Source organism: Alcaligenes faecalis (assembly GCF_041521385.1).
Taxonomy (GTDB): domain Bacteria; phylum Pseudomonadota; class Gammaproteobacteria; order Burkholderiales; family Burkholderiaceae_B; genus Alcaligenes; species Alcaligenes faecalis_E.
In genome coordinates, this window is record NZ_CP168006.1 from 3,291,423 (window position 1) to 3,314,232 (window position 22,810).

26 protein-coding genes are annotated in these 22,810 nt (G+C 56.9%); 16 read left to right on the forward strand and 10 right to left on the reverse strand.

The features are described from left to right. Window positions 1-11 precede the first annotated feature (11 nt). The 3 genes from flgN to flgA all read right to left on the reverse strand — a co-directional run bounded on the left by flgN (window position 12) and on the right by flgA (window position 1,550). Window positions 12-461 (reverse strand): flagellar export chaperone FlgN, encoded by a 450-nt coding sequence (gene flgN / locus ACDI13_RS14705; protein WP_316989904.1) that lies wholly within the window; start codon window positions 459-461, stop codon window positions 12-14. A 15-nt stretch (window positions 462-476) separates the two neighbouring features. Beyond that, the gene (gene flgM / locus ACDI13_RS14710; protein WP_316989905.1) at window positions 477-761 is read right to left on the reverse strand and encodes a flagellar biosynthesis anti-sigma factor FlgM; all 285 of its coding nucleotides are present in this window, start codon (window positions 759-761) and stop codon (window positions 477-479) included. A gap of 84 nt (window positions 762-845) precedes the next feature. Then, window positions 846-1,550 (reverse strand): flagellar basal body P-ring formation chaperone FlgA, encoded by a 705-nt coding sequence (flgA, locus tag ACDI13_RS14715; RefSeq protein WP_316989906.1) that lies wholly within the window; start codon window positions 1,548-1,550, stop codon window positions 846-848. 174 nt (window positions 1,551-1,724) lie between these two features. On the opposite strand from flgA, the gene flgB reads away from it, so the two are divergent. The 16 genes from flgB to ACDI13_RS14795 all read left to right on the forward strand — a co-directional run bounded on the left by flgB (window position 1,725) and on the right by ACDI13_RS14795 (window position 18,435). After that, window positions 1,725-2,141, forward strand: a complete 417-nt coding sequence (gene flgB / locus ACDI13_RS14720; protein WP_094196106.1) for a flagellar basal body rod protein FlgB — start codon at window positions 1,725-1,727, stop codon at window positions 2,139-2,141. 12 nt (window positions 2,142-2,153) lie between these two features. Continuing rightward, complete coding sequence (gene flgC, locus ACDI13_RS14725) at window positions 2,154-2,558, forward strand: flagellar basal body rod protein FlgC (RefSeq protein WP_316989907.1); 405 nt, start codon at window positions 2,154-2,156, stop codon at window positions 2,556-2,558. A 22-nt stretch (window positions 2,559-2,580) separates the two neighbouring features. Beyond that, the gene (locus tag ACDI13_RS14730; protein ID WP_316989908.1) at window positions 2,581-3,273 is read left to right on the forward strand and encodes a flagellar hook capping FlgD N-terminal domain-containing protein; all 693 of its coding nucleotides are present in this window, start codon (window positions 2,581-2,583) and stop codon (window positions 3,271-3,273) included. 53 nt (window positions 3,274-3,326) lie between these two features. Then, window positions 3,327-4,559: a flagellar hook protein FlgE gene (gene flgE / locus ACDI13_RS14735; RefSeq protein WP_316989909.1), complete on the forward strand. Its 1,233-nt coding sequence runs from the start codon at window positions 3,327-3,329 to the stop codon at window positions 4,557-4,559. A gap of 8 nt (window positions 4,560-4,567) precedes the next feature. After that, a complete protein-coding gene (gene flgF / locus ACDI13_RS14740) occupies window positions 4,568-5,317 on the forward strand; it encodes a flagellar basal-body rod protein FlgF (protein WP_316989910.1) in 750 nt (249 codons plus the stop codon). Between the two features lie 44 nt (window positions 5,318-5,361). Next, entirely contained in the window at window positions 5,362-6,147 is a 786-nt protein-coding gene (gene flgG, locus ACDI13_RS14745; RefSeq protein WP_316989911.1) for a flagellar basal-body rod protein FlgG, read from the forward strand. A gap of 19 nt (window positions 6,148-6,166) precedes the next feature. After that, the gene (locus ACDI13_RS14750) at window positions 6,167-6,853 is read left to right on the forward strand and encodes a flagellar basal body L-ring protein FlgH (RefSeq protein ID WP_316989912.1); all 687 of its coding nucleotides are present in this window, start codon (window positions 6,167-6,169) and stop codon (window positions 6,851-6,853) included. 26 nt (window positions 6,854-6,879) lie between these two features. Next, complete coding sequence (locus ACDI13_RS14755; protein WP_316989913.1) at window positions 6,880-8,010, forward strand: flagellar basal body P-ring protein FlgI; 1,131 nt, start codon at window positions 6,880-6,882, stop codon at window positions 8,008-8,010. Further along, complete coding sequence (flgJ, locus tag ACDI13_RS14760; protein ID WP_316989914.1) at window positions 8,010-8,975, forward strand: flagellar assembly peptidoglycan hydrolase FlgJ; 966 nt, start codon at window positions 8,010-8,012, stop codon at window positions 8,973-8,975. Before ACDI13_RS14755 ends, flgJ begins: the two co-directional genes overlap by 1 nt. A gap of 105 nt (window positions 8,976-9,080) precedes the next feature. Then, on the forward strand, window positions 9,081-10,796 hold the full coding sequence (gene flgK, locus ACDI13_RS14765; RefSeq protein ID WP_316989915.1) for a flagellar hook-associated protein FlgK: 1,716 nt from the start codon (window positions 9,081-9,083) through the stop codon (window positions 10,794-10,796). Between the two features lie 35 nt (window positions 10,797-10,831). Then, window positions 10,832-12,049 (forward strand): flagellar hook-associated protein FlgL, encoded by a 1,218-nt coding sequence (gene flgL, locus ACDI13_RS14770; protein WP_316989916.1) that lies wholly within the window; start codon window positions 10,832-10,834, stop codon window positions 12,047-12,049. Between the two features lie 123 nt (window positions 12,050-12,172). Further along, on the forward strand, window positions 12,173-13,552 hold the full coding sequence (locus ACDI13_RS14775) for a methyl-accepting chemotaxis protein (protein WP_372372498.1): 1,380 nt from the start codon (window positions 12,173-12,175) through the stop codon (window positions 13,550-13,552). Then, complete coding sequence (locus tag ACDI13_RS14780) at window positions 13,552-13,989, forward strand: hypothetical protein (protein WP_316989918.1); 438 nt, start codon at window positions 13,552-13,554, stop codon at window positions 13,987-13,989. The genes ACDI13_RS14775 and ACDI13_RS14780 overlap by 1 nt, the downstream gene beginning before the upstream one ends. A 21-nt stretch (window positions 13,990-14,010) precedes the next feature. Next, the gene (locus ACDI13_RS14785; RefSeq protein WP_316989919.1) at window positions 14,011-15,717 is read left to right on the forward strand and encodes a methyl-accepting chemotaxis protein; all 1,707 of its coding nucleotides are present in this window, start codon (window positions 14,011-14,013) and stop codon (window positions 15,715-15,717) included. Between the two features lie 121 nt (window positions 15,718-15,838). Next, window positions 15,839-17,749, forward strand: coding sequence for a DUF294 nucleotidyltransferase-like domain-containing protein (locus ACDI13_RS14790; protein ID WP_316989920.1), 1,911 nt, complete (start codon window positions 15,839-15,841; stop codon window positions 17,747-17,749). Beyond that, on the forward strand, window positions 17,746-18,435 hold the full coding sequence (locus ACDI13_RS14795; protein WP_316989921.1) for a 3'-5' exonuclease: 690 nt from the start codon (window positions 17,746-17,748) through the stop codon (window positions 18,433-18,435). The genes ACDI13_RS14790 and ACDI13_RS14795 overlap by 4 nt, the downstream gene beginning before the upstream one ends. Here ACDI13_RS14795 and fliR read toward each other — a convergent pair. The 7 genes from fliR to ACDI13_RS14830 all read right to left on the reverse strand — a co-directional run bounded on the left by fliR (window position 18,432) and on the right by ACDI13_RS14830 (window position 22,702). Then, window positions 18,432-19,217, reverse strand: coding sequence for a flagellar biosynthetic protein FliR (fliR, locus tag ACDI13_RS14800; protein WP_316989922.1), 786 nt, complete (start codon window positions 19,215-19,217; stop codon window positions 18,432-18,434). The two genes, ACDI13_RS14795 and fliR, sit on opposite strands and share 4 nt — an antisense overlap. A gap of 95 nt (window positions 19,218-19,312) precedes the next feature. Continuing rightward, window positions 19,313-19,582 (reverse strand): flagellar biosynthesis protein FliQ, encoded by a 270-nt coding sequence (gene fliQ, locus ACDI13_RS14805; RefSeq protein WP_316989923.1) that lies wholly within the window; start codon window positions 19,580-19,582, stop codon window positions 19,313-19,315. A gap of 9 nt (window positions 19,583-19,591) precedes the next feature. After that, entirely contained in the window at window positions 19,592-20,359 is a 768-nt protein-coding gene (gene fliP / locus ACDI13_RS14810) for a flagellar type III secretion system pore protein FliP (RefSeq protein ID WP_372372499.1), read from the reverse strand. Window positions 20,360-20,366: 7 nt separating this feature from the next. Then, window positions 20,367-20,669, reverse strand: a complete 303-nt coding sequence (fliO, locus tag ACDI13_RS14815) for a flagellar biosynthetic protein FliO (RefSeq protein ID WP_372372500.1) — start codon at window positions 20,667-20,669, stop codon at window positions 20,367-20,369. Window positions 20,670-20,672: 3 nt separating this feature from the next. Next, a complete protein-coding gene (gene fliN, locus ACDI13_RS14820; RefSeq protein ID WP_316989925.1) occupies window positions 20,673-21,176 on the reverse strand; it encodes a flagellar motor switch protein FliN in 504 nt (167 codons plus the stop codon). Next, entirely contained in the window at window positions 21,173-22,180 is a 1,008-nt protein-coding gene (gene fliM / locus ACDI13_RS14825; protein WP_316989926.1) for a flagellar motor switch protein FliM, read from the reverse strand. The genes fliN and fliM overlap by 4 nt, the downstream gene beginning before the upstream one ends. Next, window positions 22,181-22,702, reverse strand: a complete 522-nt coding sequence (locus tag ACDI13_RS14830; RefSeq protein WP_372372501.1) for a flagellar basal body-associated FliL family protein — start codon at window positions 22,700-22,702, stop codon at window positions 22,181-22,183. Window positions 22,703-22,810: the final 108 nt, after the last annotated feature.

The window sequence follows — 22,810 nt, forward strand, 5'->3', positions numbered from 1 at the left end:
TCTGTTGGGGCTTAAGCCTTCAAACTCAAGGAAGACTGCGTATTCTGTGTTTTTCCGGATGCATCGTAAAACGTGTTGCGGCCCGTGAAGGCTTCCAGCGCATCCAGGTTTTGCTGGGTGTCTGTCAGAAAGGTATCAACCAGAATGCGGTTGTTGTCGCTGGCGTTACGGACCTTTTCGCTCAGTGCAATGAGCTGCTCCAGCTCTTCTTCCAGCTCGTCTTCTTCAACCGCGTAGCGCAGGCCTTGCTGATTGTCTTCCAGTTCGCGCTCGTGCAGGAGCTGGGCGCGGACCTGTTCCAATTGCTTGATACGCTCTACCAACTGATATTTGCGCAAGGTGATCTGAGCCAGCTCCTGTGGCTCAAAAGCGCGTAGCAGCAGGGTGTTTTCTTCTAGCAGCAGTTGCTCAAAATCCAGCAGGCTCTGGTGTTGATCGGCAAGACAGGTTTGCAAAGACATGGCCGTTTCAGGTGATTACTTGAGAAGATCGCGCACGGAGGCAATCAGGGAGTCGGCAATCCGACTGGTATCAATTTTGAGCTCGCCTGCTGCAATGGCCTCGCGCAAGGCCTGGACTTTTTGCATGTCTACATCGGCGCTGCTGTCTTGCAGCGAGTTGAGCTGGCGGGCGGCGGCGCTGAAGTCCACTTCGTTGGTGCTGCTGCTGTATGCGTGCTGCGCACGGTTCGATGCCGTGCTGCGCTCGGTGGCAGCAGTTTCAGCAAGCGGTGTCTTGAGGGGGGAGGGGCTGATCTTCACGTGTTTCTCCGTGCGGCCTGTTCTTTGCGTTGATCTTGTAACGGCGCTCTGGAGGCAAACTTTAGCATGCTCATCGGATTTAGTTTAGAGAACGACCTGAACCGTAGATGCATCCAGTACCGTGGCGGAAATCACTTGCCCTGAACTGGCCTTGATCTGAATCTGGGTGCCCGGTGCGCCGCTCTCCAGGGCCTGGCCCTCGCCGGTGGCAACAAAGCCTGTGCCGCGTGCAATGGTTCGCACTGTCTGGCCGCGCGTAATTGATTGGGGGTCGCGCAGCGCCGAGGCCCGTATTGCATTGCCCAGGGGAATGCGCTGGCGGGCGACATAGCCAATGATCTGCTCGGGGTTGATGACCACGCCATTGGCCAGAGCCAGCAAATCTCCCTCGCGTTCAAGCAAGTCGTCCTGCTGGATCGTCTCGCCTGGATTGATGCGGCGATTGGGGACGTAATAGTGCCCTTGAATAGAAATGGTGGCACCTATGGAGGTGCTCCAGCTTTGCGGACTCAGGCAGCGCACACCAATGCTCATACGCGAGCGCAGGCGCTGGCCACTGGGCAAAAAAAACTGGTTCTGCGTGCAGGCAGGCATGGTGTGCAGGCGCGATGCATCCAGTGTGATGGTGGCGATGCCAGGATACATCTGTGCTTGCTGGAGCAGGTAGTCCTGCGCCTGGTCCTGCATGGCTTGCACGCTGAGGGCCTGGACGTCCTCTTGAGCGCGCACGCTTGCTGTCGCACCCAGGGTAAACAGGCACAGGCAGGTCAGGAGTCTAGATAAGGTCATGACTGAATTTTACGGACTCAACGGTCAGGTCAAGAGCTGAATTGGCCGATAAATTGCGTTTTGTTCCCAGGTTTGTGAAGCAGTACCTCTGGCTACCATGCTGTTATGACGGTGAAAAGGCGTACGCGCGTTCACCGGATCTCAAACTTGAACACAGAATATTGGCTTGACTCCATGATTGATCGCATCGGTGAGCACCTGAAGTTTTACCAAACGGCACTGGCTTTGCGCCAGGAGCGCCAGGAGGTGTTGGCCTCCAATATTGCCAATGCCGACACGCCCAATTACAAGGCCAGAGATATGGACTTTACGGCGGCCATGAAGGCGGCTTTAGGGGGGCAAGGACAGATGGCTTTGCCCAATACCAGCCTGGCCTTGACCTCGGCCCGCCATATTCCCGCCCAGGCAAGCCGTCCGCCCAGTACGGACGAGTTGCTCTATCGCGTTCCTGTGCAACCTTCTTTGGACGGCAATACGGTCGAGATGGATGTGGAGCGCATGCAATTTGCCGATAACACCTTGCACTATCAAAGCACGATCAATCTGGCTTCCCAGCGATTGAAAGGCTTGATGGCAGCCTTGCAACAGTAATAGCGAGTCTTCATGTCCAGTTTCAGTATTTTCCAGATAGCCGGCTCTGCGCTGACGGCTCAGTCCCAACGCATGAACGTGTCGGCCAGCAATCTGGCTAACGCCGACAGTGTGATTGGACCCGATGGCCAGCCTTACAAGGCTCGTCAGGTGGTGTTTCAAATGACACCCCAGGGCAATAGTCCCGTGGGGGGAGTGCAGGTGGTGGGCGTGCAAGAGAGCACCGCACCGGGCCGTTTGCAATATGACCCCGGCAACCCGTACGCCGACGAACAAGGCTATGTGACCCTGCCCAACGTGGACGTGGTGGCCGAGACCGTCAATATGCTGGCCGCCTCGCGCTCCTATCAGGCCAATGTGGAAGTGGTGAACACGTCCAAGAACCTGATGTTGCGTACCTTGACCATTGGTCAGTAAGCCGGTTTACGGAAAATAGAACATGAGCACAGTCAATAATGATCGCACCGCCCTGGACCCCACCGCAGGGACCATGGCTGGTGTGGATGCCCGCAACAAAAGCGCCATGGCGGAAACGGAAGACCGTTTTCTGACCATGCTGATTACGCAACTGCGTAATCAGGACCCGCTCAACCCTATGGATAACGCTCAGGTCACGACCCAGATGGCGCAGATGTCCACGGTGGCGGGGATTCAGCAACTGAACAACACCCTGCTGGCGGTGGCCGGACAAATGGATGTCAGCCAGTCCATGCAGGCCGCCAACCTGATCGGCAAGCAAGTGCTGGTGCCGGGCGCGAAAGTGTCTCTGGGAACCAGCCAGGAAGGCGAAAAAGTGGCTATGCCGTACGGAATCGATCTGGTCAGCGGGACGACCTCGACCGTGGTGCATATTCAGGACAGCAGCGGCAAAGTGGTACGTGAATATGATCTGGGCCCCAAAGAGGCGGGTGTGTACTCCATGGAGTGGGATGGCCTGGATAACGAGGGTTCACCGCTGGCCGACGGTTCGTACACCGTCAGTGTCCTGGCCAGCAATGACGGCACGGCCGTCACAGCCAGCCCATTGACGCATGGCAAGGTCGATAGCGTGGCTTATACCTCCAGCGGTTTGATGCTGGATCTTGGCCTGACGGGTTCGTTCTCCCTGCTGGATATACGCAAAATCATGTAAGTGCCGCCAGCCTCTGAGCGGGCTGGGCCAACACGACATTAAAAGGAAAGTTCATGAGCTTCGGACAAGGATTGAGTGGCTTGAACGCCGCCTCCCAAAACCTGGATTCTATCGGTAATAACATTGCTAACTCGGGGACCGTGGGCTACAAGTCCTCGACGGTTCAGTTTGCGGATGTGTATGCCAACTCCCGTATCGGTCTGGGTGTGCAGGTATCGCGTGTCAGCCAGCGTTTCTCGGTCGGCAATATCAGTAATTCGGGCAATATGTTCGACATGGCCATTGATGGGGCAAATGGCTTGTTCCGTCTGGAGCAGAGCAACGGCGCTGTGCTGTTCTCGCGTAATGGTCAGTTCTATCCAGACAAGGCCGGCTACCTGGTCAATGCCCAGGGTCATTACCTGACCGGTTACGGCGCAGGCAGCACGCAGTTGCAACGTCTGCAAGTGCCGTCGGCCAACGTGCCTCCCAAGGCCACGACAGCCCTGGATTTCAAGCCGAACTTGCCTGCAGATGCGGCCGCGATTCCTACAGAGGATGCGAGTGGCAACCCCATCAACGCATTCGATCCCAAAGACGACACGACTTACAGCAACTCATTTAGCTATTCCGTCTACGACTCGCTGGGTAACAGCCACGAGATTTCCCAGTACTTCGTCAAGCGCCCGGCCAATGCCGCTGGTGAAAGTGTGTGGGATGTGTACTACATGGAAGGCAGCACACCGTTGTCGCCTGCCAGCGCGACTTTGACCTTTAACGGTGCCGGCGTGATGACCAGCCCCACTCCGGCTACCGTCAGCGTGACCCTGGCCAATCCCGGCGGCAATGCCTCACCGGCGGAGGATCTGGTGTTTGATATGCGTTACACCGGCACTACCCAGTTCGGTGGCGAGTTTGCCAAGGGCAAGCCTTACCAAGACGGCTACGCCACGGGTGAGTACGCGGGCATGAACATCGACAAGGACGGCACCATGGTGGCTTCCTACACCAACGGCGTGACGCAACGTCTGGGCTCGCTGGTGTTGGCCGATTTCAGTAACCTGCAAGGTTTGAACCCCGTAGGCGGTAATGCCTGGGCCGAGACCGGCGCTTCGGGTCAGCCTATCCTGGGTCGTCCTGGCGAGAACGGTCTGGCCACGATCAAAGGGCAGGCTGTTGAGGACTCCAACGTGGACATGGGGCAGGAACTGGTCAATATGATTATTGCCCAGCGTACCTACCAGGCTAATGCCCAGACCATCAAGACACAGGATCAGGTTCTGCAAACCCTGGTCAACCTGCGTTAAGCGTCGTTATGGATCGCCTGATTTATACCGCCATGAATGGCGCCCAGCGCACGCTGGAACAACAAGACGTCATTACCAATAATCTGGCCAACGTGAATACGTCCGGTTTTCGCCAGCAACTGGCGTATTACCGTTCCGTGCCCGTCACGAGCGATGTGGGTTCGCAAACCCGTGTCGGTACGGCCACGGTGACGCCGGGTAGCCGTTTTCAGCCTGGTGCCATGGCCGAGACCGGCAATGCGCTGGATGTAGCCATTGCGGGCGAGGGCTGGTTTGCTGTGCGCGCGCTGGATGGCCAGGAGGCCTATACACGGGCGGGCGATCTGGTGGTCAACGCCCAGAATCAACTGGTGACGCAAAGTGGCTTACCCGTGCTCAGCGCCGATGGGCAGGTCATTGAAATTCCGGATCGCGGTTCGATCACCTTCTCCAGCGACGGTCAATTGACCGCGCTGGGTGCCGGTGACAATCCGCGCGATATCCAGGTGATGGGCCAGTTGAAGATGGTCAACCCCCCGTCAGCCGATTTGCTGCGTGGCCAGGACGGTTTGTTTCGCATGAACAATGGCGCGCCGGCCCCGGCTGATCCGTCGGTGCGCATGGTGTCGGGCTTCATCGAAAAAAGCAATGTGAACCCGGCGGAGGCGATGGTGGCGATGATTGCCAATGCGCGTCGTTTTGAGACCCAGATGAAGGTCATCCAGGACGCCAGCGCACGCGAAGATCGGGCTAATTCTCTACTTTCATTTAATGGCTAAGCCGCGTCGATGGCGCAGGCATTGGCTTTAAGGATTACACACACATGATTCGCTCTCTGTGGATTGCCAAGACTGGTCTGGAAGCTCAGCAGACCAATATGGACGTTATCTCCAATAACTTGGCTAACGTGAATACCACGGGTTTCAAACGTACCCGTGCGGTGTTTGAAGATCTGATGTATCAAACCCTTCGTCAACCCGGCGCTCAAGTCGGCGCGGCCAATCAACTGCCTACGGGCTTGCAGGTCGGTACCGGTGTCCGCACGGTGGCGACCGAGCGCATTCATAGCCAGGGTGACATGAAGCACACGGGTCACAATATGGATATTGCCATTCAGGGCAGCGGTTTTCTGCAAGTGGAAATGCCGGACGGCACCTTTGCCTACACGCGCGATGGCAGTTTGCAGCGCGACCAGAATGGTCAATTGGTTACCGCAGGTGGTTATCCCATTCAGCCCCCCATCAATATCCCTGATAACGCATTGGAACTGACGATTGCGCGTGATGGCACGGTATCGGTCACCCAGCCCGGTGCAGCCGGTGCCAGCGTGGAAGTGGGCCAGTTGCAACTGAGCACCTTTGTGAATCCAGCCGGTTTGCAAAGCATGGGCGAGAACCTGTACATCGAAACCGATGCTTCGGGCGCCGCCAACTTCCTGCAACCCGGCATGGATGGGGCAGGTCTGGTCATGCATAAGTACAACGAAACCTCCAACGTCAACGTGGCCGAGGAACTGGTCAATATGATCAGCGCCCAGCGCGCCTACGAAATCAATAGCAAGGCCGTGTCCACCGCGGACCAGATGCTGGCTCGTCTGACGCAGCTGTAAACCTGAAGAGATCGTGACAATGTTCCAAGCTCTGTTGAGCCGTCTTGCCTTGTGCGCGCTTGTGGCCCTGTCCGGTTGTGCGCTGGTGCCTCCTGAAGATGTGGTGACTGGCCCCTTGACGGCGGCCCCGCCACCGGCTGTTCCGGCGGCCGTGGTAGCCAATGGGGCTATCTACCAGCCCTCGGCGTATGGCAACTACCCGCTGTTTGAGGACAGGCGGCCCCGTAATGTGGGCGACATTGTCACCATCATGATTCAGGAGCGTACCAACGCCGCCAAGAATGTCTCGACCAATACGGATCGGAACGGTAGTGGTGGTCTGGACTTTACGGGTGTCCCGGCTTTCCTGCCCAATGAAATAGGCAGCAAACAGAACTTTGAGGTCAGCGGCTCGAACAAGGCGCAGGGCAAGGGTTCCAGTCGTGCCGATAATACCTTTACTGGCACCTTGACGACCACGGTAGTGGGCGTTCTGCCCAATGGCAACCTGCAGGTTGCGGGTGAAAAGCAGATTGCCATTAACCGTGGCAGCGAATACATCCGTTTTTCCGGCGTGGTGGACCCGCGCTCCATTTCCGGCAGCAGTACCGTGCCCTCCACTCAGGTGGCCGATGCCCGTATCGAGTTTCGTAGCAAAGGGGTCATGGACGAAGTCCAGACCATGGGCTGGCTACAGCGTTTTTTCCTGAATATTTCCCCGTTCTGAGCCTTTTGCTTGATATGGCGTTTTCCATGAGTCGTACTCGTTTTTTTTCTTATCGCCATGTGCTGCAAGCTGCCATGCTGGCGGCGGGCCTGCTGCTGGCGCCGACCAGCCTGGCCGAGCGTATCAAGGATCTGGCGTCTATTCAGGGCGTCCGTGATAATCCGCTGATTGGTTATGGCCTGGTTGTGGGTCTGGATGGTAGTGGCGACCAGGTGCGGCAAGCGCCCTTCACCCAGCAAAGCTTGACCAATATGCTGTCCCAGTTGGGGGTGACGATTCCTCAGGGCAGCAATATGCAGCTCAAAAACGTTGCGGCCGTCATGGTGACCGCCCGTTTGCCTGCTTTTGCCCGTCCTGGTCAGTCTGTGGATGTGGTGGTGTCCTCCATGGGTAACGCCAAGAGTTTGCGTGGTGGCACCTTGTTGATGACGCCGCTCAAAGGCGCGAACGGACAGGTCTACGCCATCGCCCAAGGCAATTTGCTGGTCGGCGGGGCAGGGGCCGAAGCCGGGGGCTCCAGCGTACAGGTCAATCAGCTCAATGGTGGCACGATTCCCGGTGGCGCAACGGTTGAGCAAAGTGTGCCCACGACCTATGCACGCGATGGTGTGATCAATCTGGAAATGAATTCCTCGGATTTTGGTACGGCCCAGAATGTGGTGGCGGCCTTGAACAAGCAATTCGGTCCTTCTACGGCAACGGCACTGGATGGCCGTTTGATTCAGGTGCGTGGTCCTTTGGATCCGCAGGCTCAAACGGCCTTTATTTCGCGTGTTGAAAACCTGCAGGTGAACCTGCCACCGGCACGGGCTCGCGTGGTGATCAATGCCCGCACGGGTTCGGTGGTGATGAACCGCACCGTCACCATTGATGAAGCGGCGATTGCTTACGGCAATCTGTCTGTGGTCATCAGCCGTCAAGCGCAAGTCAGCCAGCCGGATACGCCGTTTGGCGGCGGTCAGACCGTGGTGGCTGACAACACCCAGATTGAAATGCGCAGTGATAGCGGCTCCTTGCAACGTGTCAAGACCAGCGCCAATCTGGCCGACGTGGTCCGCGCCTTGAATGCCTTGGGTGCCACCCCTCAAGACTTGTTGTCCATTTTGCAGAACCTGAAAAGCGCGGGCGCTTTGCGGGCCGATCTGGAGATCATCTAATGACGGTGCAGTATTTCCCGCGTCCTGGCACAGGAACGCAGGTTTCGATCTTTGACCCGCAACAACTGGCCCAGTTGCGTCGGCAGGCTGGGCAGGATGGTCAGAATCAGGCCACCCAACTGCAAGTGGCCCGCCAGTTTGAGTCCCTGTTCATTCAGAATATTTTGAAGCAGGCGCGGGCCGCCAACCTCCCGGGTGGCATGTTCGACACGCAGTCTGTACGGATGGCGCAAAGCCTGGGGGACGAACAACTGGCCATGCAGTTGGCTGACCCAGGCATTGGTTTGGCCAAAGCCTTGCAAGCGCAGATGAGTGGGCAGTTTAGCGAGCCCTTTGGTGCCGCGTCCTATGATCCGGAAGCCGCGCAGTCACGTCGGGCGGATCTTCGTTCGCGTATGCCCAATGACCGTTCCATTGATGCCGCCTCGATTGCTGAACTGATCGATAAGCTCAGCAACAACAGCACTGTGCAGCGCGTGTACTCCTCGATTCAGGGTGCGCCCAACCATATCCGCCAGTTTGTGGGCCGCATGAACATGGCCGCGAAAGTGGCCGCCGAAGATAGTGGTGTGCCAGCCAAACTGATCTTGAGCCAGGCGGCGCTGGAGTCGGGTTGGGGCAAGCGGGAAATCATGCACGCGGATGGTACCACCAGCCACAATCTGTTTGGTATCAAGGCCACGCCTTCCTGGAAGGGCAAAACGGTCGAGGTCATGACCACGGAATACCAGAACGGTGTGGCACGCAAAATGACGCAGACCTTTCGTGCTTATGACTCCTATGCCGAGTCGTTTGCGGACTACGCCCGCCTGATTGGCAATAACAAACGCTATGAAAGCGTAAAACAAGCGGCTTCGCCTCAAGAGGCCGCCCAGCGTATTCAGGACGCGGGTTACGCGACCGACCCCTCCTATGCCAAAAAACTGATTTCCATCATGGCCTACTTTGATGGTGGCAAGTCTTAATTACTGATACAGGTCTAAACAATGCACCGAGGTGGTCGTTAAAAAGCAGCATGTTCACTTTTCGCCTTGGACACAATGGGCCGGGCAGGACAGAAAGGATTTGATATGAATCTCGCCAACCTTGGTATTTCCGGCTTGTTTGCTGCTCAAAAGCGCATGCAGGTGACGGGCCACAATATTAATAATATCGATACCGCTGGCTATAACCGCCAATCGGTTCTGGTTGAGACGGCCGGTTCGGTAGGAAGTGGCAGTGGCTATTATGGCCGTGGCGTGCAGGTGGTCACCGTGCAGCGTTCCCATGACAACTTCTTGTATCAGCAGTTGATGCGCTCGCAAACGGCTGGTGCGGCTCTGGTCAGTTATGGAACCGAAATCTCCCAGTTGGACAATCTGTTCTCGGACCGTACGGTCGGTATCAGCCCGGCCTTGCAAAACTTTTTCAACGGCCTGGAGGCCGTCGCTTCGCAGCCAGCGGATCCTTCTGCGCGCCAGGAGCTGCTGGGCCGCGCCGAAAGTTTGACGACTCAGATTCGTGACGCGACGTCCTACATGAACCGCGTTAGCGAGAACATCAATACGCAGGTAGGCACCGCGGTTACCCAGATCAACAGCTATCTGGAACGGATTGATAACGTCAATAAACAGATCGTGGCTGCCAAGGGCACTACGCCCGGTCACGAACCCAATGACTTGCTCGATCAGCGTGAACAACTGGTGTCCGAGCTGGGTCAACTGGTGGATGTGAGTACCGTCGAGCAGGACGGGCGTTTGAGCGTGACTACGGCAGGTGGCCAGATGCTGCTGGGCGGTGATCGTATCTATCCCTTGCACGCCGTGCGCTCGGCTGAGAATCCCGAACGTATGGTGGTCGGCTTTACGTCCGCTTTGAACGTGGACGGCAAGATGGTGGTGTCCGAGTTCCGCGAAGGAGCCATTAAAGGCGGTACCTTGGGTGGCTTGTTGCAGTTCCGTCAGGAAAGCCTGGAGCCAGCCATCAATGCCTTGGGGCGTTTGGCCGTGGGGCTGGCCCACACGGTGAACGACATTCACCGTCAAGGCGTGGATTTGAAAGGGGACGCGGGCAAAGATCTGTTCAGCGTCAGTGGCCCGAAAGTCATTGCCAATGGCAATAACCCGGTCAGCAGTGGTGTTCCCGGCGTCTCTTTTTACAAAGACCTGGTGGATCCGGCAGATCCCAGCAAGGGTTACACCCAGCCCGTCGACAAATTAACGGGTGACAACTACCGCATCGAGCGCGTGGATGGCGGTTTTCAACTGCGTAACTTGAGCAGTAACGAAATTACTGCATTGAATGATCCGGATACGAACGGTGGGATCACACGGGTGGATGGTCTGGAAATTGATGTCTCCAGCTTAAAGAACCAGTCCCAGGATGGCGATTCCTGGTTGGTGCAACCCACCGTCAATGCAGGCAGCAGCTTGCAGGTAGAGATCAAGCGTCCGCAAGATATTGCGGCAGCGGATAAAGACACGGGTTCGGCTAACGGGGCGATTGCTCAACAATTGGCCGATCTGCGCAATACCAAAGTGCTGGCGGATGGCTCTTTGAGCCTGAATGATTCTTTTGGCCAGATCGTAAACCGTATTGCGGTGCAAACACAGCAAAACGGCACGGCGGCCAAGGCCCAATTAAAGCTGATTGAGCAAAACTACGCCGCTCAGCAATCCTTGTCCGGTGTGAACAAGGACGAGGAATACATCATGCTCCAGCGTTTTCAGGAGCAGTATCAGGCGGCTGCCCGCCTGATTGATGTCAGCTCCCAGATGTTTGACACCCTTTTAGGCCTGCGTAATTGAATACGGCTCTTTGGTCTTGAAATTGGAACCTTGCTATGCGTATTAGTTCTTCTCTTTTCTTTCAGACGGGCCTGACTTCGATTAACAAGCAGCAGTCCGATCTGATGCGGGTTTTTCAACAGATAGGCTCGCAAAAACGGATGATCACCCCTTCGGATGATCCACTGGCCTCGGCTCAGACCATCAATCTGGCGCAATCCCAGGCGATGGACAAGCGTTACGGTGAAAACCGCGAGGTGGCCATGCGCGCTTTGGGGGAAGAAGAAAACCTGCTCAACGCCGTCAACCTGCAGTTGCAAGGCGTTCAGACCCGTTTGGTGGAAGCGTCTACTGGCACCATGTCTGATGCTGACCGCAGCACCTTGGCCACGGTAATGGAAAGTGCTCTGGATACCTTGTTTGGTTTTGCCAATACCAAAGATGGTTCAGGACAGTATTTGTTCTCCGGCTCGAAAGGCACGACACAAGCGTTTGAACGCTCGGGCAATAGCTTTACCTATACCGGCGATACCAACAGTCGTGATATTCAGGTTGAGCAAACCCGCCAGATGGATTCGGCAGATCATGGCCGTACCATTTTTGAGCGCGCCAATCCGGGTTCGACGGCCTATTTCACCCAGGCTGGCAGCAATACCGGCTCGGCGGTGGTGAGCGCCCCTAACGGCAACTCGTCCTTGAGCGGGGCAGAGGCTAATTACACCATTCGTTTTACGTCGGAAACCGAGTACGACATTGAAGTGAATGGTGCGGTGGTCAGCCAGGGTGTACTGGATGAGAACGAGCGCCAGCGTATCAGTCTGCCCGGCGGCGTCAGTGTTCAGATTGAAGGCAAGCCCGCGGTGGGCGACAGCTTTGAGGTCAGCTCGGTAGATAGCACCAGCTCGGCTGATATGAATATGTTCAACACCTTGCAATCGGTGGTTGAGGCCTTGCGTAAACCTGTCAGCGGTGATCCGGCTGCTCAGGCCGAGTTCCGCAATACGATGAACTCAGCCATGCAGCGCCTGGGGGAGAACTTTGACAATGTGCAGACCGTGATTTCTTCGGTTGGTACGCGCATGAACGAGATTGATGCCTTGAGTGCCAATGGGGCCGCCCGCGCGTTGAACTACACCAATGAGCTTTCACGTCTGGAAGATCTGAATATTTTTCAGGCTTCCACGGATCTGGAGTTGCGCAAGGCGGCGTTGGAAATGTCAGCCATGGCGTTTCAGACGATTCAGAGCATGAGCTTGTTCAATATGAATCGCTAAGTCTGCGTACTTTTTTGGGTGGTTTTTCCTTAACCGGCAGTCAAGCACCACATGCGGGAATCTTCTATGCTTTTTAAGAATTTGAGTCTAAAGGTCGGCATGACCTTTTGTATTGCTGCTTTGATGGCATTGACAGTGGCCATGGCAGGCTGGGCCCTGTATTACTTTCATGGTCTGTTGGCCTTGGGGTCGGGCGATACCGTACTGCGTACCTTGCAAGCGCAGCAAAGCACGTTCAATACCGTCCTGACCGTTGTACTGGTGCTGGCCGTTCTTTTGGGCCTGGCCGCGATCAGCTACTTCTTTCGTCGTGTGGTGCGTCCTTTGGGCGACTTCGCCTTGTATTTTGATGCCATTGCCAAAGGTGATTTGACCCAGCGTATCCGTGTGCTGACCGCCAATGAAATTGGCGATCTGTTCGAGTCGCTGGGCCGTATGCAGGAGTCGCTGGTCAAGACAACCACTACCGTGCGTTTGGGTTTGGAAGAGATTCACGCCGGTGCACAGGAAATTGCCCAGGGCAATACCAATATCAGTAGCCGTACCGAAGAGCAGGCCGCTTCCTTGCAGCAGACCGCAGCCAGCATGGAACAGTTGGCCGGCACCGTTCGCCAGAATGCGGACAATGCTCAACAAGCCAACCAACTGGCTGCAACGGCCTCGGATGTGGCTCATCGCGGGGGCAGTGCGGTCAATGAAGTGGTTGCAACCATGCAAGGCATTTCGGCCAGCTCCAACAAGATTTCCGATATTGTGGGCGTGATCGACAGCATTGCCTTCCAGACCAACATTCTGGCTCTGAATGCGGCTGTGGAAGCGGCGCGTGCCGGTGAGCAAGGCAAGGGGTTTGCAGTGGTGGCGGCAGAAGTGCGAGCCTTGGCCCAGCGCAGTGCTCAGGCTGCCCGTGAAATTACCGCCTTGATTGAGGACTCGGTGCGCAAGGTCACAGAAGGCTCCTCGCAAGTGGAACGTGCCGGTGCCACCATGCAGGAAATTGTGGATTCTGTGCGCCGAGTGACTGACATCATGGGTGAGATCACCGCCGCCACGATTGAACAGTCCTCCGGGATTGATCAGGTCAACCGTGCCGTGTCGCAAATGGACGAAACGACTCAGTACAACGCCCGTCTGGTCGAGCAAGCCGCCCTGGCATCCTCTGGCCTGAGCGAGCAGGTGACCAAGGTAAACCAGGCCATCGGTTTCTTTCGTTCACCTGGTACCGAAGTGATTGATGTCAGCGCCCGCCGGGTTGCCAATCGTCGCAGTGTCAGTGCCTCCACTTCCGATGTGGAGCCGCGCCGCAGCCCCTCCTTGAAAGGCAGTACGCCAGCCGGCAAGCCGGCCAGTACCGCCACCAAGGGTTTGTCTGCCCCGGTCAAGGCAACTGCACCTGCCAAAGCGCCGGCCGCCGCCGCGCAAGACGATAGCCAGCGCCTGCTGCGCCCCGACTTGAGTGGCAAGCAAAACAGCGCATCCTCCGATGATGATTGGGAGGAGTTTTAATGGCTTGTACCCGACGAAGTACCTGGGTCGGGCGGGGACGTAAGGCGCTGATAGGTTTGTGTTTGCTCACTCTGGTCGCGTGCGCCACCCAGGGGTCCTCTTTCAAGGCCTCGGGCTTGAATGATCTGATCCTGGGCCAAAGCACGCGTGCCGATGCCGAGTTGTCCTTGCAAGGTCGCCCTCATCAGGTTTACCGACAGCTCGATGGCAGTGAAATGGCCGTTTGGTTCCAGGGTACAAGCCTGGCAACGGACGCGGTTTATTTTCGACAGGAACTGTGGCTTCAATTTGATGCCCAGGGGCGTTTCCAGCAAGTGGTCAAACGCAGTCACATTCCTTCTATGTATCGCGAGCAGGCGCGCAGCGCCGCCACCGGCTCGGTCACGATTGAACACCCTGGCACGGACATGATCACCATCTTGCCGGTCAGTCACTAGAGTTTTCTTTGGATTTAGCCAATGCTGGGTATTGAAAGCAGTCTTCCGTCCGCGTCCCGCGCTTCTACACGTCGTTCCTCCAAATCGTTTCGCCCCAGTCTGAAGTCGGCTTCGGGTCTGAAAATCAACACCATGTTGATGATTTGCATGGCTTTTTTTCTGGTCCTGATTGTAGCGGTAGGGGGGCTGGCAGCCTATTACCTGCAGCAAAGCGGCGATGCCTTGCGCACGATCAATCGCCAGGATCAGCGTGCCATGCAGATCCTGCAACTGAATAACAATATGATGGAAGCCCGTGTCAGCCTGATGAGTGCGGCGCGCTTTTATCAGGAAGCAGGCATCGATAACGACACCAATATGCTGCAAAGTGCAGACAATCTGGTGATTATGGCCAACCAGAAGCTGGATGAGGTGCGTAAGGCCTTTGCCGATATTCGCGCCAATATGCCGACCGAGCCGGAGTTGCGTCGCTTGGCCATGGGCTTGGTCGCTTCCTACCAGGCTTATCTGGACGACGGGATTGAGCCCATGGTCCAGGCCCTGGAAACCCGTGATTACAGTACGTTCTATTTTGTCAGTGAAGGCTTTGGTGTTTTGCGTGCCGCCACGTTCCAGTTTCGCATTGAGGAGCTGAGCAAGTTCTACAACGAGCAGACTGATGTGCTGCTGGAGCAGACCGAGCTGCAAACCCGTGTGGCCAACATCGTCATTGCGGTGGCCTTGTTGCTGGGGCTTGCCATTATTGTGGCCATGCGTTTGATACTGGGCCGTGTCGCTTTGAAGCCTTTGCGAGAAGCGGGTATGCATTTTGACTATATTGCCAATGGTGATCTGACCAAGAAGATTACCTATCGTTCGGCCAATGAGGTGGGGGTTTTGTATGACGCCATGCGTCGCATGCAGCAAAGCTTGCAAGGCATTGTGCTGACTGTGCGTCAAGGTGTGGACGAGATTGCGTCGGGCTCCTCGCAAATTTTCGCAGGTAATACCGATCTTAGTTCCCGTACCGAGCAACAGGCTGCTGCTTTGCAGGAAACGGCAGCCAGCCTGGAAGAGTTGGCCAGCACCGTGCGTCAGAATGCGGACAATGCGGGTCAGGCAGACCAACTGGCGCATAACGCCGCCAAGGTGGCCCGTCAGGGAGGAGAGTCTGTGGGTGCGGTGGTCAACACCATGAACCAGATTTCGGCCCGTTCCGGACAGGTGGCTGACATCGTGAACGTGATCGATGGCATTGCCTTCCAGACCAATATTCTGGCCTTGAACGCGGCGGTGGAAGCGGCTCGCGCCGGTGAGCAGGGCAAAGGCTTTGCCGTGGTAGCCGGTGAAGTACGCAGTCTGGCCCAGCGCAGCGCGCAAGCGGCCAAGGAAATCAAGGGCTTGATTGAAGCCTCGCAAAATGAAGTCCAGACGGGTACGCAGCAAGTGGCCAGCGCCGGTGACATTATTCAGGAAGTGGTACGTGCCGTGAACAGCGTGACCACCTTGATGAGCGAGATTTCCTCCGCTTCCCAAGAGCAAACTGCAGGTATTGAGCAGATCAATACCGCCGTGGCCCAAATGGATGCTGTGGTGCAGCAAAACGCATCCTTGGTAGAGGAAGCGGCAGCAGCAGCAGGCTCTTTGCAGTCTCAATCCGAAACCCTGGCCGAGGCGGTTTCCCAGTTCAAGGTACAGGAAGGCGATGTCATCGACATGGCCGAGCGCGATTACGATCGTTTGCGCTAAGCGTTTTGCGGGATAAAAACTGGCGTATGCCTATAGTTGAAATCCCCTAGAAAAACAGGGCGTGTGACGGTCATGCTGCATGGCACAATAATTCTTTGTCCATAGCCATCAGAGACGCCCCATGTCCTTCGCGATTCCCGGTGAATCCGTGGCCAAGACGGCGGTGCGCCAAAAGGCGCCCGGCATCTTGGCCTGGTTGATTGCTTACCCGCCTTTTGATCAGATGCAGGCGCAGCACTGTGATTACCTGATCGAACATAGCGAGCTGCGGTTTTTTTCAGCCGGACAAGTGCTGTTGGAAGAAGGCGCACGCGTTGATCAACTCTACATCGTTCGCCAAGGGCAAATTACCTGTCAGGCACAGGGTGAAACGCAAGAGTATGTAGAGGGCGATCTTTTGCCCGTGCGTGAGCTGGTCTCGGGCCAGCCTTTGGGCAGTGCGTATCAGGTGCAGGAAGACTGCTTTACCTTGTGCGTGGCCGGTGAAGCGGTTGCGCATTTGTTAAGTGTGAGCGAACCTTTCCGGGATTACTGCCTGCGAGGTACCAGCAGTTTGTTGGCTTCGGTCTGGCGTAGCGCCCAGCAAAGCGCCAGTGCTGATCTGGGTGCCAGCTATACGCTGGACATGAGTCTGCAAGCCCTGACCGAACGTGGTTTGCTCAGTTGCCTGCCAGACTGTCCGGTAGAGCAGGCCGTGAAAGACATGCACGAGCGTCAGGTGAGCAGCATGGTTGTGGTCAATCCGGACCAGCATTTGTTAGGCATCTTTACCTTGCGAGACTTGCGCCGTCTGGTGGCCGGTGGCCAGTACGACCCGACCCAGGCCATGTCTGAGGTCATGACACCCGATCCGGTCTGGCTGGTTCCGCAATCGTCGGCCTTTGATGCGGCCTTGCTGATGGTGGAGCACCAAATCGGCCATATTTGCCTGGTTCAAGACCACAAGGTCGTGGGCATGGTGTCCGAGCGTGATGTGTTCTCTTTGCAGCGCGTGGACCTGGTGCATTTGTCGCGTGCCTTGCGCTGTGCGCAAGACGTGTCGGTGCTGGTGCGCCTGCAGTCCGATATTGGGCGGCTGGTGGATGCCATGCTGGCTCACGGTGCCCGTTCCGAACAGTTAACTGCGGTGATTACGCGCTTGAATGATCACACGGTTCAGCGCACGATTGAGTTGACCTTGCCCGGCTCCGGCTTGGATGGCATCGAGTTCTGCTGGCTGGCTTTTGGTAGTCAGGCCCGTGGCGAGCAAACCCGCCATACGGATCAGGACAACGGGATTTTGTTTGCCGCCCATTCCCCTGAGCAGGCCAAGGCTTATCGGGCTTTGCTCTTGCCGTTTGCGCGGCGGGTCAATGAAGCGTTGGATCGTTGTGGGATGGCCTGGTGTACCGGCAATATCATGGCCAGCAATCCTGATCTTTGCCTGTCGGAGGCCGAGTGGTGGCATCGCTTTCAGATCATGATTGAACGGCCTGCCCCCGAGCAGTTGCTGGAGTCCACGATTTACTTCGATTGCCGTGCCATCTGGGGCCAGAGCAGTATGCTGCAACGTATGCAGCGCCGGGTACTGGGCATGGTGAACGATAACCCTGTGTTCCAGCGCATGCTGGCTCAAAGTACCTGTCAGACCCGTATTCCCAGTGGTAAAAAGCGCAGTCGCCTGGAAGCCTTGATGGGGCAGGGTGATGACAAGCTGGATATCAAGAAACAGGCCTTGGCACCGATGGTGGATGTGCTGCGTGTGCTGGCCCTGGCGCATGGTTGCGAACTACCCTCGTCCATGGACAGGCTGGCCGTACTGACCCAGCGTGGTGTTTTTACGGCTGAGGAATCAGAAGGCTTGTGCGAGGCTTACCGTTATCTGCAATTGTTGCGCTTGCAGCATCATCAGACCCAGTTGCAGCAGGGACAGGAACCCAACAATCTGGTGCGTTTGAATGCTTTGGGTGCATTGGATGCGCGTGTCTTGCGTGAAGCCTTGTCCCAAGTGCGTCGAGCCCAACGCATTCTGGCATTCCGGTATCGCTTATGAAATTGTTTTCCTGGTTATCTTGGCGTAAAGCTGCTTTGGCGGCACGCAGCCCTTCCTTGTCCTGGAGCGAGGTTGATGAGCTGGCGTTGGATAAAGCGGCGTTTACCGTGTTGGATCTGGAGACCAGCGGTCTGGAGCCCAAGCGCCACCATATTGTGCAAATGGGTGCGGTACGGCTGGAAAGCGGGTCTATTGCCTTGGGCAACGTCTGGTCCGGTCTGGTTCGGACTCACGGTGAGTGCAGTCCGGAAAGCCTGCTGATTCATGAGATCAGCCCGCAGCAACAGGAGAAAGGCGAGCCGTTACCACAGTTGATGCGTGACTTTGCGCGTTATTCAGAAAACACGGTGTGGGTGGCCTGGGATGCCGACTTTGACCTGGCCTTTTTGGATCGTGCCTGGCCGCAGGCCGGTTTGGAGCAGGCCCGGCCTTTGTCGCTGGATTTGGCTGAACTGGCTGCGTGTGTATTGCCCGACTGGCGTGGTCGTCGTCTGGGCCTGGACGATTGTCTGACCTATTGTGGCCTGCCCGTCAGTGAGCGCCATGATGCCTTGGGCGATGCCTTGGTCAGTGCACAGTTGATGCAGCTATTGATTGGACGTGCCCGGCAAAAAGGCGTTTTGACTATCGGGCAGGCCCGACGCCTGATGCAGTCACACAGGCAGCGGCAGTCCCACGCGTTTTAAGAGCCGGCCAGCCCAAAGGCAACCCGCATCATGGCCTCGTAGCCGGAATTGAACAGTTGGGCCAGGAACGGGGTGGTTTGCGGGATCACGACCACAAGCAATGTCAGGCCGACCGTCAGCGTAATCGGGAAACCGACGGCAAAAATCGTCAATTGCTGGGCGGTACGGTTCAATATCCCGAAGGCCAGGTTAATGGTCAGCAGCACAATAATCAGCGGCAGGGCCAGCAACATGCCTGACACCCACAATTCGCTGCTCCAATCCAGCAAGGCACCCCAGCCATTGATGTTCAGGTCCGCGCCGATGGGCAGGACATGGAAGGTGCGCACCAGCACACCCAGCAAGAGCAAGTGACCATTCAGGGCCAGAAAGGTCAGGACTGCAATGACATTCAGCAAACGTGACAGCACGGCGGTATTCGCGCCGGTGGCGGGGTCAAAAAACGAGGCAAAAGACAAGCCCATTTGCAGACCGATAAATTCGCCTGCGGTTTGTACCGCCGCAAACACGATACGCATGGTCAAACCCAGTGCAACCCCGATGAGCACTTGCTGAGCCGCAATCAGCAAGGCCTCGTAAGAGGCGGTGGGCAGATCGGGCAGAGGCGGTAGCGAGGGCGCGACAATCAGGGTCAGGACAAAGCCCAGACCCACTTTGGCCCGTTTGGGGATGGCGGACTCACTGAAAAAGGGAACCGTGGCCAGGGTGGCCAGAATACGGATGAAGGGCCACAGAAAGGCATTGAGCCAGGCATAGAGCTGGGCGGAGTTCAGGTCGAGCACGGCAATCCTAAGGCTTGTTCGCTGGACAAGGCATTGCGCTTTGCCAGTCACGGATTTGCGTACTCACGGAAGGCTCCTTGTCGCGGTGGTCGGTTTTAGTTGACCAGCCCAGGAATGCCACGCAACAGGCCCTGCATGTAGTCAACCATATTGCTGATCAACCACGGACCCAGCAGCACAACGGTAATGCCCATGGCCAGCAGCTTGGGGATGAAGGACAGGGTCATCTCGTTGATCTGGGTGGCCGCCTGAAAAATACTGATGCCCAAACCGACCACCAGCACCACAATCAGCATGGGGCCGGCCATGGACAGAGCCAGTTTCAGGGCGGTATAGGTCATGGACATGACGGTTTCGGGAGTCATGGCAGTCCTTTATTGGTAGAAGCTGCGGGCCAGGGAGCCGAGCAACAGATGCCAACCATCGGCCAGCACAAACAGCATGAGCTTAAAGGGCAGTGAGATGGTTACGGGCGGGACCATCATCATCCCCAGGGACATCAGGACGCTGGCAATGACCAGGTCAATAATCAGAAAGGGAATGAAAATCGTAAAACCGATCTGGAAGGCAGTTTTCAGCTCGCTGGTGACAAAGGCGGGCACCAGCACGCGCAAGGGGACGTCTTCCGGGGTTTGCAGTTCAGCCACGCCCGCCATATCGCCAAACAGCTTCAAATCCGCCTCGCGGGTTTGATGCAGCATAAAGGTTTTCAGGGGTTGGGCGCCTTGCTCCAGCGCGGTTTCAAAGCTGATCTTGTTCTCCGACAAGGGTTTGTAGGCGTCCTGATACACCTGATCAAACACGGGTGACATGACAAAGAAGGTCAGAAACAGGGCCAGGCCCACCAACACCATATTGGGCGGTGCTGTGCCCGTACCCATCGCATTTCGCAGCAGCCCCAGCACAATGATGACGCGGGTAAAGCCGGTCATCATCAGCAAGGCGGCTGGCAAAAAGGACATCATGGTCAGCATGGCCAGTGTCTGGATGCTGAGCGACCAGGTTTGCGAACCGTTGGGGCCGGCTGTGCTGGTAATGGCCGGAACAGCCTGGGCCCAGGTCTGGGACGGCAGGAGCAGGCCCATCAAGGCCAAAAGCACGAGCAGGCCGATGCGTTGAGCGGGGGAGAGGAGTGCGGTCATGATGCGGTCAGCGGGGCGCACGGTGCTGGTTCAGATGGGTCTGGAAGTCCGGCTCGGAGCCTGCAGGCGTCTTGGTGTGCAGCAGGCTGATCTGTTGAGGGGTGATGCCAATCAGAATTTCGTGGTCATCAATCTGGACCAAGGCCACGCTGCTGCGTGGCCCCAGGCGTTGATTGTCCAGAATCTTGATGCGTTGCTGGTTTTTGTTTTTTAGCAGCCCGCCTCGGCGGGCAAGCCAGGCTGCTGCCAGAATCAGGCCTACAACCAGCAGCAGGCTAAGCATGATTCTGACGAGCTGGGCTTGTTCCATGTTCTAGCGGCGGCCGTTCAGGCGCTGGATACGATCCGACGGGGTGACGATGTCGGTGACACGAATACCGTATTTGTCGTCCACCACAACGACTTCGCCCTGGGCGATCAGGTAGCCGTTTACGTATATATCCAGCGGTTCACCGGCCAGACCGTCCAGCTCCACCACCGAGCCCTGGCCCAGTTGCAGAATGTTCTTGATGGTCAGGCGTGTGCGGCCCAGCTCCACCGACAACTGGACCGGAATGTCCATGATCATGTCGATATCGGTGGTGGCATTGGCCTGGGCGTGCTCGATGGGCGGGAACAGGTTGCTGGCGGGGCTGGGCTCGTGTGCAGGTGTGGCCGCGCTTTGCTCGGCCAGGGCCGAGGCCCAGTCATCTTCCAGGGGTTGTTCCAATCCTTGGGCTTGGGTGCTGCTTTGGCTGCCAGCCTGTTGTTCAGCCATCGCGGCTGCCCAGTCGTCCTCGGGCGCAGACCGGTCGTTAGGGTTGTGAGGGTCGCTCATAGGGACTTACCTTTCGTCAAATCGCTGTCGTGGGTGGCCAAGATGTTTTCTACCCGCAAAGAGTAGTGGCCGCCGGAGGTGCCGTAGTGGCATTCCAGAATGGGTACGCCATCCACGTGGGCTTCAATAAGGGTGGGGATTTCAATCGGCAACACATCATTGACCTTGAGCTGGGTCAGCTCGGCAATCGTCATGTCTATGTTGACGAAGTTGGCAATCAGTTCGACCTCGGCGCTACGCACCTGGCGCGAGAGCTGGTGAGTCCAACGCTGGTCAATGTCATTGGTGCCTTTGTCCTGCAAGGGACGCGTCAGAAGGTCGCGCACTGGCTCGATCATGGAGTAGGGCAGGCAGATGTTCAGGTTGCCGCCCTGGGCACCAAATTCAATATTGAAGGAGGTCACCACCACAATGTCATTGCTGCTGCTGATGCTGGCAAACTTGGTGTGCATCTCCGAGCGCATGTACTCCGCTTCCAGCGGGTAGATGGACTCCCAGGCACCGCAGTAGCTCTCCAGGGTCAGGGTCAGCAAACGCTGGATGATGCGCTGTTCGGTGGTGGTGAAATCGCGGCCTTCGACACGGGTGTTGTAGCGGCCATGGCCACCAAACAGGCTGTCGATAATCAAAAAGACCAGGTTCGGGTCGAAGGTAAACAGCGACACGCCCCGCAAGGGCTTTAAGGAAACCATGTTCAGGTTGCTGGGCACGGGCAGGTTGCGCTCGAAGTCCGAGTACTTCTGAATACGAATGGAGCCGACCGTAATGTCCGCATTGCGGCGCATGAAGCTGAGCATGGTCGAGCGCAAGCGACGGGCAAAACGCTCGTTGATCAGCTCCAGAGTCTGCATGCGGTGACGCACTACCCGGTCTGGCGAGGTCAGGTCATAGGCCCGTACGCCAGTCAGGTTTTCGTTCAAGGGCTTGGTGTCAGCGCCTTCGCCGGTTACACCGGCCAGCAGTGCATCGACTTCGTCTTGGGATAGGAAGCTCTGATACGACATTTATTGGATGACAAAGGCGGTGAACAGGACATCATTGATGGTCGGTACAGCCGTGTTGGAGGCGTAGGGCTCTTTCAGGCCGGCGCTTAGCTGAGCAACCAAGGCTTGACGCCCTTCGGAAGTCTGGATGTAGGTGGGGCGTTGCTCAGCCAGAATCTTGAGTACGCGGTCACGCACCATGGGCATATACTCCAACAGCATGGCACGCGAGCCATCGTCCTGAACACGCAAGGTGATGCCTACGTACAGGATACGCGAGCGACCATTCTCGTTCAGGGTGACGGTAAAGGGGTCCAGCGGCGCAAAGATAGGCTTGACGTTGACCTTGACCTCCGGGGGGGCATCAGGAGCGGGGGCGGCTTCAACCGACTGCCCTTTTTCTGCCCAGGCCAACCAGGCAGGCGTGCTGCTTTGTTGCAGGGAGTAGTACAGCGTTGCGCCCACGCTAGCGGCGATAATAAACAGAACCAGCAGACCGGTTTTCATCAGGCGTGCAAGTTTGGTGGGTGCTTTTCGGGCCATGTGATGTGAGCGATGAATTTTCTAGCGTATTACAAACAGACAAACGCATGTCTGGCCTGAGCCTGACTGCATGCCTGGGCTATTGTGCCGGAGGTCAGACAGGACAGG

Excerpts from the sequence above, each read along its gene's own strand:
- flgN (WP_316989904.1), bottom strand. The coding sequence starts at position 461 with ATGTCTTTGCAAACCTGTCTTGCCGATCAACACCAGAGCCTGCTGGAT.
- flgA (WP_316989906.1), bottom strand. The coding sequence starts at position 1,550 with ATGACCTTATCTAGACTCCTGACCTGCCTGTGCCTGTTTACCCTGGGT.
- flgB (WP_094196106.1), top strand. The coding sequence starts at position 1,725 with ATGATTGATCGCATCGGTGAGCACCTGAAGTTTTACCAAACGGCACTG.
- flgC (WP_316989907.1), top strand. The coding sequence starts at position 2,154 with ATGTCCAGTTTCAGTATTTTCCAGATAGCCGGCTCTGCGCTGACGGCT.
- ACDI13_RS14730 (WP_316989908.1), top strand. The coding sequence starts at position 2,581 with ATGAGCACAGTCAATAATGATCGCACCGCCCTGGACCCCACCGCAGGG.
- flgE (WP_316989909.1), top strand. The coding sequence starts at position 3,327 with ATGAGCTTCGGACAAGGATTGAGTGGCTTGAACGCCGCCTCCCAAAAC.
- flgF (WP_316989910.1), top strand. The coding sequence starts at position 4,568 with ATGGATCGCCTGATTTATACCGCCATGAATGGCGCCCAGCGCACGCTG.
- flgG (WP_316989911.1), top strand. The coding sequence starts at position 5,362 with ATGATTCGCTCTCTGTGGATTGCCAAGACTGGTCTGGAAGCTCAGCAG.
- ACDI13_RS14750 (WP_316989912.1), top strand. The coding sequence starts at position 6,167 with ATGTTCCAAGCTCTGTTGAGCCGTCTTGCCTTGTGCGCGCTTGTGGCC.
- ACDI13_RS14755 (WP_316989913.1), top strand. The coding sequence starts at position 6,880 with ATGAGTCGTACTCGTTTTTTTTCTTATCGCCATGTGCTGCAAGCTGCC.
- flgJ (WP_316989914.1), top strand. The coding sequence starts at position 8,010 with ATGACGGTGCAGTATTTCCCGCGTCCTGGCACAGGAACGCAGGTTTCG.
- flgK (WP_316989915.1), top strand. The coding sequence starts at position 9,081 with ATGAATCTCGCCAACCTTGGTATTTCCGGCTTGTTTGCTGCTCAAAAG.
- flgL (WP_316989916.1), top strand. The coding sequence starts at position 10,832 with ATGCGTATTAGTTCTTCTCTTTTCTTTCAGACGGGCCTGACTTCGATT.
- ACDI13_RS14775 (WP_372372498.1), top strand. The coding sequence starts at position 12,173 with ATGGCATTGACAGTGGCCATGGCAGGCTGGGCCCTGTATTACTTTCAT.
- ACDI13_RS14780 (WP_316989918.1), top strand. The coding sequence starts at position 13,552 with ATGGCTTGTACCCGACGAAGTACCTGGGTCGGGCGGGGACGTAAGGCG.
- ACDI13_RS14785 (WP_316989919.1), top strand. The coding sequence starts at position 14,011 with ATGCTGGGTATTGAAAGCAGTCTTCCGTCCGCGTCCCGCGCTTCTACA.
- ACDI13_RS14790 (WP_316989920.1), top strand. The coding sequence starts at position 15,839 with ATGTCCTTCGCGATTCCCGGTGAATCCGTGGCCAAGACGGCGGTGCGC.
- ACDI13_RS14795 (WP_316989921.1), top strand. The coding sequence starts at position 17,746 with ATGAAATTGTTTTCCTGGTTATCTTGGCGTAAAGCTGCTTTGGCGGCA.
- fliQ (WP_316989923.1), bottom strand. The coding sequence starts at position 19,582 with ATGACTCCCGAAACCGTCATGTCCATGACCTATACCGCCCTGAAACTG.
- fliP (WP_372372499.1), bottom strand. The coding sequence starts at position 20,359 with ATGACCGCACTCCTCTCCCCCGCTCAACGCATCGGCCTGCTCGTGCTT.
- fliO (WP_372372500.1), bottom strand. The coding sequence starts at position 20,669 with ATGGAACAAGCCCAGCTCGTCAGAATCATGCTTAGCCTGCTGCTGGTT.
- fliN (WP_316989925.1), bottom strand. The coding sequence starts at position 21,176 with ATGAGCGACCCTCACAACCCTAACGACCGGTCTGCGCCCGAGGACGAC.
- fliM (WP_316989926.1), bottom strand. The coding sequence starts at position 22,180 with ATGTCGTATCAGAGCTTCCTATCCCAAGACGAAGTCGATGCACTGCTG.
- ACDI13_RS14830 (WP_372372501.1), bottom strand. The coding sequence starts at position 22,702 with ATGGCCCGAAAAGCACCCACCAAACTTGCACGCCTGATGAAAACCGGT.